The organism is Streptomyces sp. AK010, assembly GCF_014207295.1.
In the GTDB taxonomy this organism is placed as follows: Bacteria; Actinomycetota; Actinomycetes; order Streptomycetales; family Streptomycetaceae; genus Streptomyces; species Streptomyces massasporeus.
The window spans coordinates 58,818-74,807 of record NZ_JACHCX010000027.1 but is presented as its reverse complement, the minus strand read 5'-3'; the positions used below and the strand labels follow the sequence as shown (position 1 = coordinate 74,807).

Sequence of the window (15,990 nt, the reverse complement as noted above, 5' to 3'; positions counted from 1 at the left end):
GCCGGCCCGGGCCCTAGGACACCTCGGTCTCGCAGCGCAGCCGCCGGTCGGGGCCGAGCACCCGGACCGGGCCCGTCAACGTGAGGTGCGCGGTGTGCCGCACGTCCGCGCTCGACGCCGCCAGCCTCAGTTCCAGGGCGCCCGGCTCGACCACCCGGCGGCCCGAGCGGTCGGTGAAGGACGACAGGTCGGCGTGGAAGCGGAAGGTCACCCGGGCCGCGTCGCCGGGGGCCGCCGTCACACGCCGGTAGCCGATCAGCCGCATGTCGGGGCGCGTCACGGACGCCACCGGGTCGTGCAGATACAGCTGCACCACCTCCGCGGCCTCGCGAGCACCCGTGTTGCGGACGGTCACCGACACCTCGTACGAGCCGTCCGTGCCGATCTCGACCGGCCCGGTGGCGGCGGGCACCTCCCAGGCGAACGCCGCGTACGAGCGGCCGTGGCCGAATGCGTACAGCGGGGTCGGGTCGAGGTTGCTGACCTCGCCCGCGAGGCCCAGGGGCGGCTGGAGGTAGGTCCAGGGCTGCCCGCCGGGGAGCCGCGGGACGCTGACGGGCAGGCGGCCGGAGGGGTTGACCCGGCCCGACAGGACGCCCGCGACCGCCGGACCGCCCTCCTCGCCCGGGAAGAAGGCCTGGACGACCGCGCCCAGGCGGTCGTGCCAGCGGCCCAGCGCGTAGGGGCGGCCGGCCAGCAGCACCAGCACCACGGGGACGCCGGTGGCGACCAGCGCGTCCAGCAACTCGCCCTGGGCGCCCGGCAGGCCGAGGTCCGTCGCGTCGCAGCCCTCGCCGGAGGTGCCCCGGCCGAACAGGCCCGCCCGGTCGCCGAGGACCGCCACGCACACGTCCGCCTCGGCGGTGCGGGCGATGGCCTCCTCGAAGCCCCCGGTGTCCGGGTCGGTCACGTCGCAGCCCTGCGCGAACGTCACCTTGGCGTCGGGGAGTTCGGAGCGCAGGGCGTCCAGGACGGTCGGGATCTCGATGCCGACCGGCACCTCGGGGTGGTGGGGCAGGACGTGGGACGGGAAGGAGTAGCAGCCCAGCATGGCCAGGGCGTCGGCCGCCCGGGGACCGACCACCGCGATGCGGGTGTCGGAGGCCAGCGGGAGCAGGCCGTCGGGGTTGTCGAGCAGGACCACCGACTCCTCGGCCAGGCGGCGGGCCAGGACGCGGTTGGCCGTAGAGTCGAGGTCGATCGCCGTGGCCGGCTCGGGTGTCCAGTCCTCGTCCAGCAGGCCCAGTTCGCACTTCTGGAGCAGGACGCGGCGGGCCGCGCGGTCCACGAGCTCCTCGGGGACCTCGGCCGAGCGGACCGCCTCCAGCAGTGGGCGGCCGTAGCACCTGACAGTGGGCAGCTCGACGTCGATGCCGGCGGTGAGGGCCGCGTGGGCCGCCTCGGCGGGGGTTCCGGCGACCCGGTGGAGGGTCTGGAGGAAGCCGATGCCGAAGTAGTCGGCGACGACCGTGCCGGTGAAGCCCCACTCCTCGCGCAGGAGACGGGTCAGCAGCCCGGGGTCGGCGGAGGCCGGGACCCCGTCCGTCTCGGTGTAGGCGGCCATCACCGAGCGGGCCCCGCCCTCGCGCAGGGCCATCTCGAAGGGCGGCAGGGTGACGTCGGCGAACTCGCGGACCCCCGCCCGCACGGGGGCGAGGTTGCGGGCACCGGCCGAGGAGGCGTACCCGGCGAAGTGCTTGAGCGTGGCGACGACCCCGGCCGACTCAAGGCCCCGCACATAGGCCGTGCCGACCGTGGCGACCAGATACGGGTCCTCGCCGATGGTCTCCTCCACGCGGCCCCAGCGCGGATCGCGTACGACGTCCAGCACGGGTGCGAGGCCCTGGTGCACACCGGCCGAGCGCAGGTCGTCGCCGATGCGGCGGGCCATCTCCTCGACCAGCGGCGGATCCCAGGTCGCGCCCCAGGCCAGCGGGACCGGGTAGGCCGTGGCCCGCCAGGCGGTGAAGCCGGCCAGGCACTCCTCGTGCGCGATCGCCGGGATGCCGAAGCGGCCGGCCGCGGCGATACGGCGCTGGGCACGCGCCAGGGCCTGCGCGCCGAGGGCCGGGTCCACCGGGGCGGTGCCGAAGGAGCGCGTCAGCTGGCCGAGGCCGTGGGTGATCAGCTCGGCCCAGTCGTAGTCGACGGTCATGTCGTGCTGGTGCGGAGCGACTCCGTCGCCGTCCGTCGCGGCGCCCACCCACACGCCGTACAACTGGGCGGTCTTCTCCTCCAGGGTCATCCGGGAGAGCAGGTCGTCGACGCGGGCGGCGGCGGGCAGCGCGGGGTCACGCCAGGGCGCGGTGGTCATGAAGCTCCTGTCGGGTGGACGGACAGCCCTCTCACGAACGTTTCACGAATGTTTCGTTATGAACTTCGAATGTTCCGGGAACCTATGGCGGTGCGAGGACTTCGTCAAGGGGGCCCGCAGGGTTACGATCGCCGCCATGACATCCCCGGAGCCCGTTGAAAGCCGGACGCAGACCCGGACGCAGGGGCGCACCGCGCAAACCGCGACGCTCGCCGAGATCGCCCGTGAGGCGGGCGTCTCGGCACCGACTGTTTCGAAGGTCCTCAACGGCCGGGCCGACGTCGCCCCGGCCACCCGGTCCCGTGTCGAGGACCTGCTGCGCGCCCACGGCTACCGCCGCCGCCGTGCCGAGGCGACCCGTTCACCCCTGATCGACCTGGTCTTCCACGAGCTGGAGAGCGCCTGGGCGATGGAGGTCATCCGGGGCGTGGAGAACGTGGCCCGGGACGCCGGGCTCAGCGTCGTGCTGTCCGAGAGCGCCGGGCGGCTCACACCCGGGCGGACCTGGGCCGACCAGGTCGCCGCGCGCCGGCCGCACGGCGTGATCCTGGTCCTGTCCGGGCTCGACGAGTCGCAGCGGGCGCTGCTGACCAGCCGTTCCATCCCGTTCGTCGTGATGGACCCGGCCGGCGACCCCGGCGCCGACGTGCCGTCGATCGGCGCGACCAACTGGCAGGGCGGCCTCGCCGCCACCCGGCATCTGGTCGAGCTGGGGCACCGCAGGATCGGCGCGATCAGCGGGCCCTCGCAGATGATGTGCAGCCGGGCCCGGATCGACGGCTACCGGGCCGCGCTGGAGACGGCCGGGCTGCCGGTGGATCCCGCCCTGATCACCACCGGCGACTTCCACCACGAGGCCGGCTACCGGCAGGGCCTGGAACTGCTGCGCCGCCCGGACCGGCCGACCGCCGTCTTCGCCGGGAACGACCTCCAGGCGCTCGGGCTGTACGAGGCCGCGCGCGAGCTGGGGTTGCGCATCCCGGAGGACCTGAGCGTGGTCGGCTTCGACGATCTGCCGGTGGCGCCCTGGGTCGGGCCGCCGCTGACGACCGTACGGCAGCCGCTGACGGAGATGGCCGAGGCCGCGGCCAAGCTGGTCCTCGACCTGGGGCGGGACGAGGGGACCGAGGCGGCGACGAGGGTGGAGCTGGCGACGAGTCTGGTGGTGCGCAGCAGCACGGCGGGACCTGCGGAATAGCAGGTGTATTGACGGGTGTTCCGGACGCCTCCACACTGCCCCGAAGCCAATCGGTTACACAGCCGAAACTTTCGAAGGTGCCCGCAAGGAGATCCCTGGGACCGGGCTTACGGACATCCCTGCCGACGGCGGTCAGTTGCGCCCACGCCCCCTGCGACGGCTCGGTACCGGACGGCGGTTCGGTGACGTTCTGGTCCAACGGCTCGTGGAGCGGGGGCGATCCGGTGCCGGTGGTGACGCTGGGGTGATCCCGGGTCCTGAAATCTGAGAATTTCCGAAGAATGGGCGCCCTGGGCTCCCTGCCCGTAATAATTCGGACTTACGTTCCTGCCCGTGACGGGACTCAACGGGGACGAGGGCGCGGACGTGGGCCGGCGGTCGAGAGCACTGAAGATCGCCGGCCTCACTCTGGCGGGGACGCTGGTGCTGGGCGCCGGAGCGGCGGGCTGGGCCTACTGGCATCTCAGCGACAACATCACAGGCGTCGACATCGACAACGCGCTGGGCGACAACCGGCCGCCGAAGCCGGTGACCACACCGTCGCCCTCGGGCCCGGCCCTGCCGAGCGAGGCCCTCAACATCCTGGTCCTGGGCTCGGACTCGCGCAGCGGCGAGGAGAACCGCCGGCTCGGCGGCGGCGACAGCTCCGGCGCCCGCTCCGACACGGCGATGGTCGTCCACCTCGACGCCGGGCGGACCAGCGCGACGGTGGTGAGCATCCCGCGCGACACCCTGGTCACCCGCCCGTCCTGCCCGCGCCCCTCCGGGGGGTCGACGTCGGTCGCCCACCACTCCATGTTCAACAGCGCGTACGAGGTCGGCGGACCGGTCTGCGCCGTGAAGACGGTCGAGGCGATGACGAACGTCCGCATGGACCACTACCTCGAGATCGACTTCTCGGGCTTCGCCAAGCTGGTCGACGCGCTCGGCGGGGTCACCGTCACCACGGACGAGGACATCGCCGACGAGGACAGCCATCTGCGGCTCGAGGCGGGCACCCACCACCTCGACGGCACCCAGGCGCTCGCGCTGGCCCGCACCCGGCACGGCATAGGCGACGGCAGCGACCTGGGCCGCATAGGCCTCCAGCAGAAGCTGGTGAAGGCCCTGCTGGAGCAGATCGCCTCCCAGGACCTGCTCACCGACCCGGCCAGGCTGTACCGCGTCGCGGACACGGTCACCGCCGGCCTCACCACCGACACCGGCCTGGACTCCCTCGCCGAACTGACCCGGCTCGCCCAGAGCCTGAAGGGCCTTCCGGCGAGCGGGGTGCGGACGGTGATGATGCCCGTGGTGCAGGCCCCGTCGGACCCCAACCGGGTGGTGGCCGAGGAGCCCGAGGCGGGGAAGCTGTGGGAGTCGCTGCACTGACCCGCGCCCGTACTGACCCGCGCCCGCACTGACCCGCGCTGACCTGCGCGGACGCGACGTCTCGATGTCCCAGGGGCCCGGCCGCGGCCCTCGTCCTCGTGGACGCCCTGACCGGCGACCCCGTCCTGCGCGACTACCACCTGCTGCCCAGCGTCCGAGGCGACCTCCTGGCCCGCCTCGGCCGTGCGGCCGAGGCCCGGGCGGCGTTCGAACGGGCGGCGTCGCTCACACGCAACGAGAGGGAGCGGGACCTGCTGCTGCGGAGGGCGGCCGAGCCGTCCTGAAGGTCAGGCGGGGTGCCCGATGAGCATCGCCGGTGCCCCCGCGACCCGGGTCAGGAACACCGTGGCCGCGTGCGGCCCCTGCGGCTTGACCTTCTTGCGGAGCTCCTCCGGCTCGACCGCCGAGCCCCGCTTCTTGACGGTCAGAATGCCGACCCGGCGCTCCCTCAGCAGCGCCTTCAGCTTCTTGACGTTGAAGGGCAGATGGTCGGTGATCTCGTAGGCGGTGGCGTACGGGGCCGGGTGCAGGGCGTCGGCCGTGACGTACGCGATGGTCGCGTCGAGCAGCCCGCCGTCCACCTGGTCGGCCACCTCGGCGACCAGGTGGGCGCGGATGACGGCGCCGTCGGGCTCGTAGAGGTAGCGGCCGGGCGGGCGGACCTGCGGATCGGGCAGGCCGCGGGAGAGCAGGGTGCGGGGGCCCGGCAGGAGGGTCGCCCGGACCGCCCCCGGCTCGGTGCCGAACCACAGCACCGCCTCCTTGACGTCCCCGCCGTCGGAGATCCACTCGGCCTCGGCGTCCTCGGGGACCGCCTCGTGCGGGATGCCGGGGGCGACCTTCAGCGCGGCGACTCGCGGGGCCCGGCGGGCCGCGGAGACCGCCCAGGACAGGGGCGGCGAGTAGGCCTCGGGGTCGAAGATCCGGCCGCGGCCGCCGCGCCGGGCGGGGTCGACGAACACGGCGTCGAAACCGGCCGTGTCCACGTCCGTGACATCCGTCTCGCACACCTCGACAAGGCCGGACAGGCCCAGCGCGTCGGCGTTCGCCCGGGCCGCCGCGGCCGTCTGCGGGTCCCGGTCCACGGCCAGCACCCGGATCCCGGCGCGGGCCAGCGCGATCGCGTCACCGCCGATGCCGCAGCACAGGTCGGCGACCGAGGTGATGCCCGCCTCGGCCATCCGCCGGGCCCGGTAGGCCGCCACGCTCGCCCGGGTCGACTGCTCGACGCCGTTCGGCGTGAAGAACATCCGGCCCGCGTCCTCCGCCCCGAACTTCGCCACCGCCCGCTGCCGCAGCCGCGCCTGCCCGAGCGCCGCCGACACCAGCTCGGCGGGGTGCTCGCGGCGCAGCCGGGTCGCGACGGCCAGCTCCTGTGCCGGGTCGGTGTCCCGCACCTCGTCGAGGAGGGCGCGGCCTTCGGGGGTGAGGAGGGGAGCGAGGTCGTTCACCGGATCATTGTCGGCCACGGCGGCGGGCGGGTGGCGTGTGGGCCAGTCGGTGGATGGTGGGGCGACGGCCGCGGTGTCGGACCGGGATCGACGGGAGGCGCTGCGAGGATCCGGCACCATGCGAGCAGTCGTACAAAGTGACAAAAGCCGGGCATGGGGGCGGAGGTCCGCGGGTGTGCGGATCGGCCTCACCGTGCTCGTCCTCGCCGCCATCGCCTCCGGCTGCGCGCAGGGCGGCGGCGACCAGGTCACCCCGGCGGGTGGCCAGCAGCCCCTCGACGCGCCCCCGGCCCGCGCGCTCGACTCCTATGCCACCAAGCTGCGCGCCGCGCACGCCGCCCGGGTCGCCGCCGCGCACCGCTGGGGCCTGCGCAAGGTCCCGCGCGCCGCCCCGCCGGCCCCCGCGCAGAAGCCGAGGATCAGGACCCGCGAGGGCTTCGAGGTGGACGGCCACCGGGAGCTGGGCCTGCCGCCCGTCTTCACCACGGTCCCCACCCGGGACAAGGTCGTCTTCCTCACCATCGACGACGGCGCCGAGAAGGATCCTGCGTTCCTGCGGATGATGAGCGACCTGGACGTCCCGTACACCGCCTTCCTCAGCGGCTACCTGGTCAAGGACGACACCCGCTACTTCCGGACGATGCAGTCCAGGGGCGTGGTCCTGAACAACCACACCCTCCACCACCCCAATCTGCGGGGCATGTCCTACCGGGCGCAGAAGCGCGAGATCTGCGGCATGCAGCGCTACCTGGAGCGGCGGTTCGGCAAGCGCCCCACCCTCTTCCGCCCGCCCTACGGCAGCTACGACCGGGCGACCCTGCGCGCCGCCAAGACCTGCGGCATCGCGTACGCCCCCCTGTGGAACCAGGAGGTCTTCGCCGACCACTGGGAGTACCGCGAGGGGGACCGCAAACTGCGCCGGGGCGACATCGTCCTCACGCACTTCCGGGGCCGCGACCAGTGGAAGGGCACGATGGCCGACATGATCCGCCGCTTCCTGAACAAGGTGACGGCCCAGGGATACGCGGTCGGGCGGCTGGAGGACTACCTGTGAGGCGGCCGGCCGCCGCCCTGCTGTGCGCGGTCCTGCTGGCCGGCTGCGCCGGGGGAGCGGGGGAGCGGCCGGGCGCCGCCGACGGCCGGGCACAGGACCCGCCCCGCGCGGAGGGCGACACCCGCCGGCTGCCGCCCGTCGTGGACCACATCCCCACCCGCGAACCCGTCGTCTTCCTCACCTACGACGACGGCGCAGAGCGCGACCCCCGCTTCGTCGGCCTCGTCCGCGAACGGCGCCTTCCCGTCAGCATGTTCCTCACCGACAGCGTCGTGGGCCCCGGCTACGGCCACTTCGCCCGGCTGCGCGCGGTCGGCGCGTCCATCCAGAACCACACCCTCGACCATCCGGCCCTGCGCGGCCTGCCCTACGCCGGCCAGCGCGCCGAGATCTGCGGCCAGCAGCACAAACTCCGCTCCCGCTTCGGCATCAGCCCCCACCTCTTCCGCCCGCCCTACGGCAGCTACGACCTGACGACCCTGCGCGCGGCGGCCGACTGCGGCGTCACGGCGGTCGTGCTGTGGCGCGCGTCCCTGGACGCCGACGGCGAACTGACCTACACCCGGGGCGAGCCGGGCCTGCGGCCCGGCGACATCGTCTCGGTGCCGGCGGGCGAGACGATGTCCCCGAGCCTGGCCGAACGGACCGTGCGGCTGCTGCGCGAGATCAAGCGGAAGGGGCTTCGGGTGGGGCGGCTGGAGGACCACCTGTAGGACCACCTGTAGGACACCTGCAGGACCACCGGTAGGGCCACCTGACGGACCACCGGTAGGGCCACCTGACGGACCGCCGGGCGGACCGTCCGAGGGACCGCCGGGCGGACCGTCCGAGGGACTGCCGGGCGGACCGTCCGACGGACCGGCTGGAGTGAGCACCCGGCCGACGCGCCGTCGGCAATTAGCAGTCCGCTTGACCGAGTGCTAATCGCAGTCATAGTCTCGGCTCTGGCACTCCTCCTAGGAGAGTGCCAACACAGCGACGGGCAGGTCCGGCACCCGCGACGACGGATCCACCTGGTCGCCACCTCAGACAGTTAACCCCGTGAGATCTCCGAAGGGGGAGGTCGGATCGTGACGACCACCAGCTCCAAGGTTGCCATCAAGCCGCTCGAGGACCGCATTGTGGTCCAGCCGCTCGACGCCGAGCAGACCACCGCCTCTGGCCTGGTCATCCCGGACACCGCCAAGGAGAAGCCCCAGGAGGGCGTCGTCCTGGCCGTGGGCCCGGGCCGCTTCGAGGACGGCAACCGTCTTCCGCTCGACGTCTCCGTCGGCGACGTCGTGCTCTACAGCAAGTACGGCGGCACCGAGGTGAAGTACAACGGCGAGGAGTACCTCGTCCTCTCGGCCCGCGACGTGCTCGCGATCGTCGAGAAGTAATTCACCCGGCATTACCAGCATTGCAGTGGACTGCGCCCCTGGCCCCCGCGACCGTATGAAGCCGGGCGTCGGGGGCGCGGTTCGTTTCACCCACGTTTTCCGAGAGGGCTGAACCGCTCCCATGGCGAAGATCCTGAAGTTCGACGAGGACGCCCGTCGCGCCCTCGAGCGCGGCGTCAACAAGCTTGCCGACACGGTCAAGGTGACGATCGGCCCCAAGGGCCGCAACGTCGTCATCGACAAGAAGTTCGGCGCTCCCACCATCACCAACGACGGTGTGACCATCGCCCGCGAGGTCGAGGTCGAGGACCCGTACGAGAACCTCGGTGCCCAGCTGGTCAAGGAGGTGGCGACCAAGACCAACGACATCGCGGGTGACGGTACGACCACCGCGACCGTGCTCGCCCAGGCGCTCGTGCGCGAGGGCCTGAAGAACGTCGCCGCCGGTGCCTCCCCGGCCGCCCTGAAGAAGGGCATCGACGCCGCCGTCGCCGCGGTCTCCGAGGAGCTCCTCGCGACCGCCCGGCCGATCGACGAGAAGTCCGACATCGCCGCCGTCGCCGGTCTGTCCGCCCAGGACACGCAGGTCGGCGAGCTCATCGCCGAGGCCATGGACAAGGTCGGCAAGGACGGTGTCATCACCGTCGAGGAGTCCAACACCTTCGGTCTGGAGCTGGACTTCACCGAGGGCATGGCCTTCGACAAGGGTTACCTGTCGCCGTACTTCGTGACGGACCAGGAGCGCATGGAAGCCGTCCTGGACGACCCGTACATCCTCATCACGCAGGGCAAGATCTCCGCCATCGCGGACCTCCTGCCGCTGCTGGAGAAGGTCATCCAGTCGAACGCCTCCAAGCCGCTGCTGATCATCGCCGAGGACGTCGAGGGCGAAGCCCTGTCGACCCTCGTCGTGAACAAGATCCGCGGCACGTTCAACGCCGTGGCCGTGAAGGCCCCCGGCTTCGGCGACCGCCGTAAGGCGATGCTGCAGGACCTGGCGATCCTCACCGGCGCCACGGTCGTCTCCGAGGAGGTCGGCCTCAAGCTCGACCAGGTCGGTCTGGACGTCCTCGGCTCCGCCCGCCGCGTCACCGTCACCAAGGACGACACCACGGTCGTCGACGGCGCCGGCAACAAGGACGACGTGCAGGGCCGCGTCGCCCAGATCAAGGCCGAGATCGAGAACACGGACTCCGACTGGGACCGCGAGAAGCTCCAGGAGCGTCTCGCGAAGCTGGCCGGCGGCGTGTGCGTCATCCGCGTCGGTGCCGCCACCGAGGTCGAGCTGAAGGAGCGCAAGCACCGTCTGGAGGACGCCATCTCCGCGACCCGCGCCGCGGTCGAGGAGGGCATCGTCTCCGGTGGTGGCTCCGCGCTCGTCCACGCCGTCAAGGTCCTCGAGGGCAACCTCGGCAAGACCGGCGACGAGGCCACCGGTGTCGCGGTCGTCCGCAAGGCCGCCGTCGAGCCGCTGCGCTGGATCGCCGAGAACGCCGGCCTGGAGGGCTACGTCATCACCTCCAAGGTCGCCGAGCTCGACAAGGGCCAGGGCTTCAACGCCGCCACCGGCGAGTACGGCGACCTGGTCAAGGCCGGCGTCATCGACCCGGTGAAGGTCACCCGCTCCGCCCTGGAGAACGCTGCCTCCATCGCCTCCCTCCTCCTCACGACCGAGACCCTGGTCGTCGAGAAGAAGGAAGAGGAAGAGCCGGCCGCCGCGGGCCACGGCCACGGCCACGCCCACTGACGACCAAGGTCGCCAGAGCCTGAGTGAGGGCCCGGCACCCCGGAAACGGGGTGCCGGGCCCTCACCGTTCCTCTCCACCGGTCAGGGAACCGAGGCGGCGGTCGTGGGCCTCCTGGACACCGGAACAGAAGGGGGGTGCGATGAGCCAGGCGCTCTATCAGGAACGGTCCCGGAATCCGCTGGCGCGCACCGTGGAACTCACCGAGGACCGGCTGCGCAGGGGCGGCCGGACCACACCGCTGGACGAGCTGAACCTCGTCGCCATGGCCGAGGCCTGTCTGCGCGGACACTGGCTGGGCGGCGGCGGTGCCGAACGCCCTCTCGCATCGCTCGTGCAGGGCCCGGGCAGCATCCCGGTCACCCGCGTGACCGGCACCACCACGCCCCTGAAGGTGCGCCGCACCGCCGACTTCGCCCGGGCGCTCGGCGAACTCGCCGTGCGCAGGAGCGGCGGAGCGGACCAGGTGGCCGCACTCGCCGCACGAGCCAGGGAGGAGGGCGTGCCGCTGTGGATCGCACGGCGGTATGCGCCGGGGCCCGCCGGGCCGGTCGCCGTCGCAGTGGACCGGCGCCTGGTCCGCGTGGACGTCTGGGGCCCGGGCGCTCCCGCCGTGCGCCTGCGGGCCCCCTACGGTTTCCATGGGGACTCGACGGTTCCGGGCAGTGGACTGGTCATGACCGTCGGGGACGTCGGCGCCCGGCTGATCCTGCGGAAGAAGTTCCGCAAGTCCAAGAGCAGCGTGGAGATACGCCTGCCCGACCGGTGCTGGACCCTGCGCCGCGAGACCGCGGAGGGCTCGTGTCTGCTGCGCGACGGCCGACGGGTCGCGCTGCTGACCCGCCCCTCACAGTGGCCCGGGCCCCCGCCCGGCTCGGTGCTGCTGCCACTGGCCGACGTGCGCCACGAGAGCCCCGACCCGCTGGACGCCGTCATGGCACACGCGGTCGCCGTGTCCTTCGGTCTCGGCGACACGACGGGCCTGGCCAGGTTCCGTGCCGTGCACTCCCGCCGGACCACGGACGACGACACCTGGGGCCACCCCTGGTTCAGCAACCTCGGCAGGGGCCGCGACGACAACGAACCCGGCGGCGGTGACGGCTGGGGCAGTGACGGCGGAGACGGAGGGGACGCAGGCGGGGGCGACGGAGGCGGTGGGGACGGCGGGGGCGGAGGAGGCGGCGACTAGTGCCGCGGCAGGCAACGTTCGCCCCGTCGCGACGCCCGGCACGCACTCTCGCCGCACCGGGCACAAACCCAAGTACATCCCGTACGAGGGCATGCACCCGGCACGCCGAGAGCACGCACCGGACGCCGCTCCTTGACGGGCAAACGTTGCCTGCCGCGGCACTAGCCGGCAGACGGCCGGCTGGCCGCCCCCCTCGTGAGCCCCTCGCCCGCCGGCTGCGGAGTCAGAGCTCCGTGGGCTCCAACGCGCCCAGCTGCTGCATCAGCCCCAGCCGGTCGTACTGCCACCAGCCCTCGGCGATCCTCCCGTCCGGCGTGCAGCGGTGGACGGTCGTCCCGGTCATGGTGACCTCCTGACCGGTCGGCTCGATCCCGAGGAAGTCGCCGGTGTGGCGCCCGTGGAACGTCCACCGGGTGCAGACCCGGTCGCCCTGCGCCATCTGGTCCTCGATGGTGAACGAGAAGTCGAACCCGCCCCGCCACACCTCCACCTCGCGCCGGACCGCGTCCAGCCCGATGACGTCCTGCACATTGGCGGGATCGTGGTCGTGGTAGTCCTCGATGAACACGTCGTTGAACGGCGGCGCGTTCCCCTGGCCCGGTGCGAGCTCGAAGAACCTGCGCGCGGTGGCCGCGTACAACTGCTCGTCCCGCACCACGTCCAGGTCCGTGAAGGTCGGCGTCTCCTCGCAGAGCGCCACCATGTCCTGGAAGATCCGGTCGGTCTCCGGCAGCCCGGAGTTGCGCATCGCCTCCTCGTACGAGGGGAACTCCACGATCTCCACGATGTGGGAGGAGTCGGCCCGGTCCTTCGCCACCACACTGTGCGACGCGGTCCGCTTCCCCTTGGTCTGCTCGACCCACCGGTCCATCAGCCGGTTCATCTCGTCGAGCCGGCTGGTCCTGCATTCGATGAGCTGTACGAAGGTCATGGCCTCGCCTCCGGCCCCCCTGGGTCCGGCTGAACAGTTTCATTGTCCCAGGGGGGAAGCCCGGGTGCCTCCCGGCTCATGGCGGAGGAAGAGGAGCCGGCCGACGCGCGCCTACTGCGGCCCGTACTTCCGCCCCGTCCTGGAGGACACCGCCCCCAGCATGCCCCGCGGCACCAGCTTCGCCGCCCCCATCAGCGCCTTGTAGCGCGGGTCCGGGATGGACAGCGTCTTGCCGCGCGCCAGATCGTGCAGCGCCGCCGCCACCAGCTTGTCCGCGTCGAGCCACATCCAGCCCGGGATGTTGTCGGTGCCCATCCCGGCCCGGTCGTGGAACTCGGTGCGCACGAACCCCGGGCAGAGCGCCATCAGCCGTACGCCGCTGCCGGCCAGGTCGCGCGCCGCGCCCTGGGTGAACTGCACGACCCAGGCCTTGGAGGCGCCGTAGGTTCCCCGGGGGACGAAGGCGGCCACCGACGCGACGTTGACCACGCCGCCCCGGCCCCGCTCACGCATCGCCTCGGTCGCCGCCGACGTCAGCCGCAGTACCGCCTCGCAGTGCACCTTCAGCATCCGCAGCTCGTCGGCCATGGAGACGTCCAGGTAGCGGCCCTTGTTGCCGAATCCGGCGTTGTTGATCAGGAGGTCGACGGAGTTCTTGCGGTCGCCGAGGCGTCCGGCCACCGCCTCGATCCCCTTGTCCTCGGCCAGGTCGGCCGTCAGCACCTCCGCCTCGATGCCGTGCCGGTCGTGCAGCTCGGTCGCCTGTTCCCTCAGCCGCTTGGTGTCGCGGGCCACCAGCACCAGGTTGTGCCCGTCCGCCGCCAGTCGCCGCGCGAACGCCGCTCCGATGCCTGCCGTCGATCCCGTAATCAGAGCCGTTGTCATGGCAGAAGGTTAGTGACCTGGACTGGGTGCATCCGCTTCCCCGTGGGGCCGTCCGTGGTGAAGGGTCGGTGGAGACAGGCGTGGTGAGCGGCGTCAGGCCCCGTACTTCCCCTTGTACTCCCGCGCCGTGCGCAGCAACTCCGGGTGCAGGGCCTCGCCCGCGGCCAGCAGCCGCGGCAGCAGCGTCCGCTCGGTCGTCACCGCCCGGAACTGCAGGGCCACGGTCACGTCGTGGCCGGGCCGGTGCACGATCTCGACGGCATCGCCCGCGCGGATGTCCCCGGGCACGATCACCCGCAGGTACGCCCCCGGCGCCCCTCGCTGCGTGAACCGCTTCACCCAGCCCTTCTCGTCCAGGTGGCCCTGGAACGTGCGGCACGGGATCCGCCCGGAGGTCACCTCCAGCACCACCTCGGGCCCGACCCGCCAGCGCTCGCCGATCAGGGCACCGGACACGTCCAGTCCGCTGGTCGTGAGGTTCTCGCCGAACGCGCCGTCGGCCAGCGTCCGGCCCAGCTCGCGCTCCCACTCGTCCATGTCCTCGCGGGCCATGGCGTACACCGCCTGGTCGTCGCCGCCGTGGTGCTCCAGCTTGCACACCGCGTCGCCGGCCAGCCCGCTCCCGCCGATCCCCTTGGGCCCGGGCGCGGACACCCGCACCGGCCCGTCCACCGGCCGCTTGTCGATCCCGGTCACGCCCCCGGGGGCGTCCGCGTACGGGGCGACCTCGGCACGGCCCAGATTCACAGACAGAAGCTTCATGCACCGCACGGTAAGCGACCACACCCCAAAGCGTCGACGCATTATTCGCATCGCCTTCAAAGGGTCGCTTATCCTCGAAGGGTGATCGAAGCTCGTCATCTCCGCGTCCTGCGCGCCGTCGCGACCACCGGCTCCTTCTCCGCCGCGGGCCGCGAGCTGGGCTGCACCCAGCCCGCCGTCAGCCAGCAGATGAAGGCCCTGGAAACCTCCGTCGGCACACCGCTGCTGATCCGCACGGGACGCGAGATGCGCCTGACCCAGGCCGGCGAGGCCCTGGTGCGGCACGCCTCCGGGATCCTCGCCGGGCTCACGGCCGCGGAGGAGGAGGTCGCCGCCATCGCCGGGCTGCGCGCGGGCCGGGTCCGGCTCGTCTCCTTCCCCAGCGGCAGCTCCACCCTCGTCCCCACGGCCCTCGCCGCGCTGCGCGCGGCGCACCCCGGCACCCGCGTCTCCCTGGAGGAGGCCGAGCCGCCCGCCTCCGTGGGCCTGCTGCGCGAGGGCGACTGCGACGTGGCGCTCGCCTTCCGCTACGAGGGGGCGGCGGGCGCGGAGGAGTGGGACGACCTCGTCGTACGGCCGCTGCTGTCGGACCGGCTCGTCGCGCTCGTGCCGGAGCGGCACCGGCTCGCGGGCGCGGAGTCCGTCGACATCGGCGAGCTCACCGGGGAGCCGTGGATCGCGGGCTGCCCCCGCTGCCGCGGACAGCTGATCGAGGTGTGCGCGGCGGCCGGCTTCACCCCGCGCATCGACTTCGCCACCGACGACTATCCGGCGGTGGTCGGCCTGGTCGGCGCCGGCCTGGGCGTGGCCGTGCTGCCCCAGCTGGCCGTCGAGTCGGTACGGCCCCGGGGGGTGCGCACCGTGCGGCTCGAGCCGGCGGTGCGGCGGGAGATCGTCGCGCTCACGCTGCCCGACCTCGCGCAGGTCCCGGCGGTGGCCGCGACGCTCGATCAGCTGGCCCGGGCCGCCCGTCGGCAGTAGCGGCCCACCCGCGTCAAAAACCAACGGCACGCGTGCGCGTGCCCGTTCGGAGAAACGTTCCTTCAGTTGTTCGAGGCGGTGCGCCCGCCCGATGCCGACGCCGACACCAGACGGTTGCGCGCCCGCCCCATCAGCTCTTCGCGCTCGTCCTCGGTCAGCCCGCCCCACACGCCGTACGGCTCACGCACCGCCAGGGCGTGGGCAGCGCACTCCGCGCGTACCGGGCACCTCATGCAGACCTCTTTGGCCGAGTTCTCACGAGCGCTCCTCGCCGCACCGCGCTCGCCCTCCGGATGGAAGAACAGCGAGCTGTCCACCCCGCGACAGGCGGCCAGCAGCTGCCAGTCCCACAGGTCCGCGTTCGGTCCGGGAAGGCGGGAGAAATCTGCCATTGCGTGACCCCTTGTAGCCGTTCTGGGCGGATCCGGTGTCTACGACCGTACAACTACGATCTAAGGAGATGAAAATATGACTCATTGCGAATCTAGCTCCAGACACTGGCAAAGCGGAAGAAATGGGTCTGAATGGGGCATAGGTTGTGATGAAAGTTCGAGGGTCTGCTGCGCATATCGGCACCGTGTCCGCCCCCTCACGTAGAGTGCCGAAGGTGGCAGCCACCCCCGTAACTCTTTCGAGTGACCGTCGTTGAGAGTGCGAGGCGGTTGAAGGAACAAGCGCTCGGGCAAGTGTCCGAAGCGGTCAACCGCACAGGTGACGATTTCGTACCAGC

14 protein-coding genes and 1 pseudogene are annotated in these 15,990 nt (G+C 72.3%); 9 read left to right on the top strand and 6 right to left on the bottom strand.

Annotation, left to right across the window (positions count from 1 at the left end; translation table 11 throughout):
- Positions 1–13: 13 nt before the first annotated feature.
- Entirely contained in the window at positions 14–2,314 is a 2,301-nt protein-coding gene (locus tag HDC93_RS34245) for a glycoside hydrolase family 3 N-terminal domain-containing protein (protein WP_185014711.1), read from the bottom strand.
- A gap of 136 nt (positions 2,315–2,450) precedes the next feature.
- Here HDC93_RS34245 and HDC93_RS34240 point away from each other — a divergent pair, with 136 nt between their 5' ends.
- The 3 genes and pseudogenes from HDC93_RS34240 to HDC93_RS34230 form a co-directional block, all read left to right on the top strand.
- Positions 2,451–3,512: a LacI family DNA-binding transcriptional regulator gene (locus tag HDC93_RS34240; protein ID WP_185014710.1), complete on the top strand. Its 1,062-nt coding sequence runs from the start codon at positions 2,451–2,453 to the stop codon at positions 3,510–3,512.
- Positions 3,513–3,845: 333 nt separating this feature from the next.
- The gene (locus HDC93_RS34235) at positions 3,846–4,883 is read left to right on the top strand and encodes an LCP family protein (RefSeq protein WP_311774704.1); all 1,038 of its coding nucleotides are present in this window, start codon (positions 3,846–3,848) and stop codon (positions 4,881–4,883) included.
- 74 nt (positions 4,884–4,957) lie between these two features.
- Positions 4,958–5,167: pseudogene (locus HDC93_RS34230) on the top strand (RNA polymerase subunit sigma-24); the annotation flags it as partial.
- Positions 5,168–5,170: 3 nt separating this feature from the next.
- Here the strand turns inward: HDC93_RS34230 and HDC93_RS34225 are convergent.
- Positions 5,171–6,334 carry a THUMP-like domain-containing protein gene (locus HDC93_RS34225; protein ID WP_185014709.1) on the bottom strand — a complete coding sequence of 388 codons (1,164 nt, stop codon included), beginning with the start codon at positions 6,332–6,334 and terminating at the stop codon, positions 5,171–5,173.
- A 175-nt stretch (positions 6,335–6,509) separates the two neighbouring features.
- On the opposite strand from HDC93_RS34225, the gene HDC93_RS34220 reads away from it, so the two are divergent.
- The 5 genes from HDC93_RS34220 (at position 6,510) to HDC93_RS34200 (ending at position 11,701) form a co-directional block, all read left to right on the top strand.
- On the top strand, positions 6,510–7,388 hold the full coding sequence (locus HDC93_RS34220; protein WP_311774703.1) for a polysaccharide deacetylase family protein: 879 nt from the start codon (positions 6,510–6,512) through the stop codon (positions 7,386–7,388).
- Positions 7,355–8,101, top strand: coding sequence for a polysaccharide deacetylase family protein (locus HDC93_RS34215; RefSeq protein WP_398987515.1), 747 nt, complete (start codon positions 7,355–7,357; stop codon positions 8,099–8,101). Before HDC93_RS34220 ends, HDC93_RS34215 begins: the two co-directional genes overlap by 34 nt.
- A 357-nt stretch (positions 8,102–8,458) precedes the next feature.
- Entirely contained in the window at positions 8,459–8,767 is a 309-nt protein-coding gene (groES, locus tag HDC93_RS34210) for a co-chaperone GroES (protein ID WP_003974211.1), read from the top strand.
- Between the two features lie 121 nt (positions 8,768–8,888).
- Entirely contained in the window at positions 8,889–10,514 is a 1,626-nt protein-coding gene (groL, locus tag HDC93_RS34205) for a chaperonin GroEL (protein ID WP_185014706.1), read from the top strand.
- Between the two features lie 140 nt (positions 10,515–10,654).
- Positions 10,655–11,701 carry a hypothetical protein gene (locus HDC93_RS34200; RefSeq protein WP_185014705.1) on the top strand — a complete coding sequence of 349 codons (1,047 nt, stop codon included), beginning with the start codon at positions 10,655–10,657 and terminating at the stop codon, positions 11,699–11,701.
- A gap of 223 nt (positions 11,702–11,924) precedes the next feature.
- On the opposite strand, the gene HDC93_RS34195 is transcribed toward HDC93_RS34200, so the two are convergent.
- From HDC93_RS34195 to HDC93_RS34185, 3 genes are all read right to left on the bottom strand, one after another.
- Positions 11,925–12,632: an ester cyclase gene (locus HDC93_RS34195; RefSeq protein ID WP_185014704.1), complete on the bottom strand. Its 708-nt coding sequence runs from the start codon at positions 12,630–12,632 to the stop codon at positions 11,925–11,927.
- 111 nt (positions 12,633–12,743) lie between these two features.
- Entirely contained in the window at positions 12,744–13,517 is a 774-nt protein-coding gene (locus HDC93_RS34190) for an SDR family oxidoreductase (protein WP_185014703.1), read from the bottom strand.
- A gap of 93 nt (positions 13,518–13,610) precedes the next feature.
- Positions 13,611–14,279 carry an MOSC domain-containing protein gene (locus tag HDC93_RS34185; RefSeq protein ID WP_185014702.1) on the bottom strand — a complete coding sequence of 223 codons (669 nt, stop codon included), beginning with the start codon at positions 14,277–14,279 and terminating at the stop codon, positions 13,611–13,613.
- 81 nt (positions 14,280–14,360) lie between these two features.
- Here HDC93_RS34185 and HDC93_RS34180 point away from each other — a divergent pair, with 81 nt between their 5' ends.
- Positions 14,361–15,260, top strand: coding sequence for a LysR family transcriptional regulator (locus HDC93_RS34180; RefSeq protein WP_097219350.1), 900 nt, complete (start codon positions 14,361–14,363; stop codon positions 15,258–15,260).
- Positions 15,261–15,322: 62 nt separating this feature from the next.
- Here the strand turns inward: HDC93_RS34180 and HDC93_RS34175 are convergent, their stop codons facing one another.
- The gene (locus HDC93_RS34175; RefSeq protein WP_185014701.1) at positions 15,323–15,652 is read right to left on the bottom strand and encodes a WhiB family transcriptional regulator; all 330 of its coding nucleotides are present in this window, start codon (positions 15,650–15,652) and stop codon (positions 15,323–15,325) included.
- Positions 15,653–15,990 lie beyond the last annotated feature (338 nt).

Bases quoted from the DNA above. Each gene is read 5' to 3' on its own strand.
- HDC93_RS34245 (WP_185014711.1), bottom strand. From the start codon at position 2,314: ATGACCACCGCGCCCTGGCGTGACCCCGCGCTGCCCGCCGCCGCCCGC.
- HDC93_RS34240 (WP_185014710.1), top strand. From the start codon at position 2,451: ATGACATCCCCGGAGCCCGTTGAAAGCCGGACGCAGACCCGGACGCAG.
- groL (WP_185014706.1), top strand. From the start codon at position 8,889: ATGGCGAAGATCCTGAAGTTCGACGAGGACGCCCGTCGCGCCCTCGAG.
- HDC93_RS34200 (WP_185014705.1), top strand. From the start codon at position 10,655: ATGAGCCAGGCGCTCTATCAGGAACGGTCCCGGAATCCGCTGGCGCGC.
- HDC93_RS34195 (WP_185014704.1), bottom strand. From the start codon at position 12,632: ATGACCTTCGTACAGCTCATCGAATGCAGGACCAGCCGGCTCGACGAG.
- HDC93_RS34190 (WP_185014703.1), bottom strand. From the start codon at position 13,517: ATGACAACGGCTCTGATTACGGGATCGACGGCAGGCATCGGAGCGGCG.
- HDC93_RS34185 (WP_185014702.1), bottom strand. From the start codon at position 14,279: ATGAAGCTTCTGTCTGTGAATCTGGGCCGTGCCGAGGTCGCCCCGTAC.
- HDC93_RS34175 (WP_185014701.1), bottom strand. From the start codon at position 15,652: ATGGCAGATTTCTCCCGCCTTCCCGGACCGAACGCGGACCTGTGGGAC.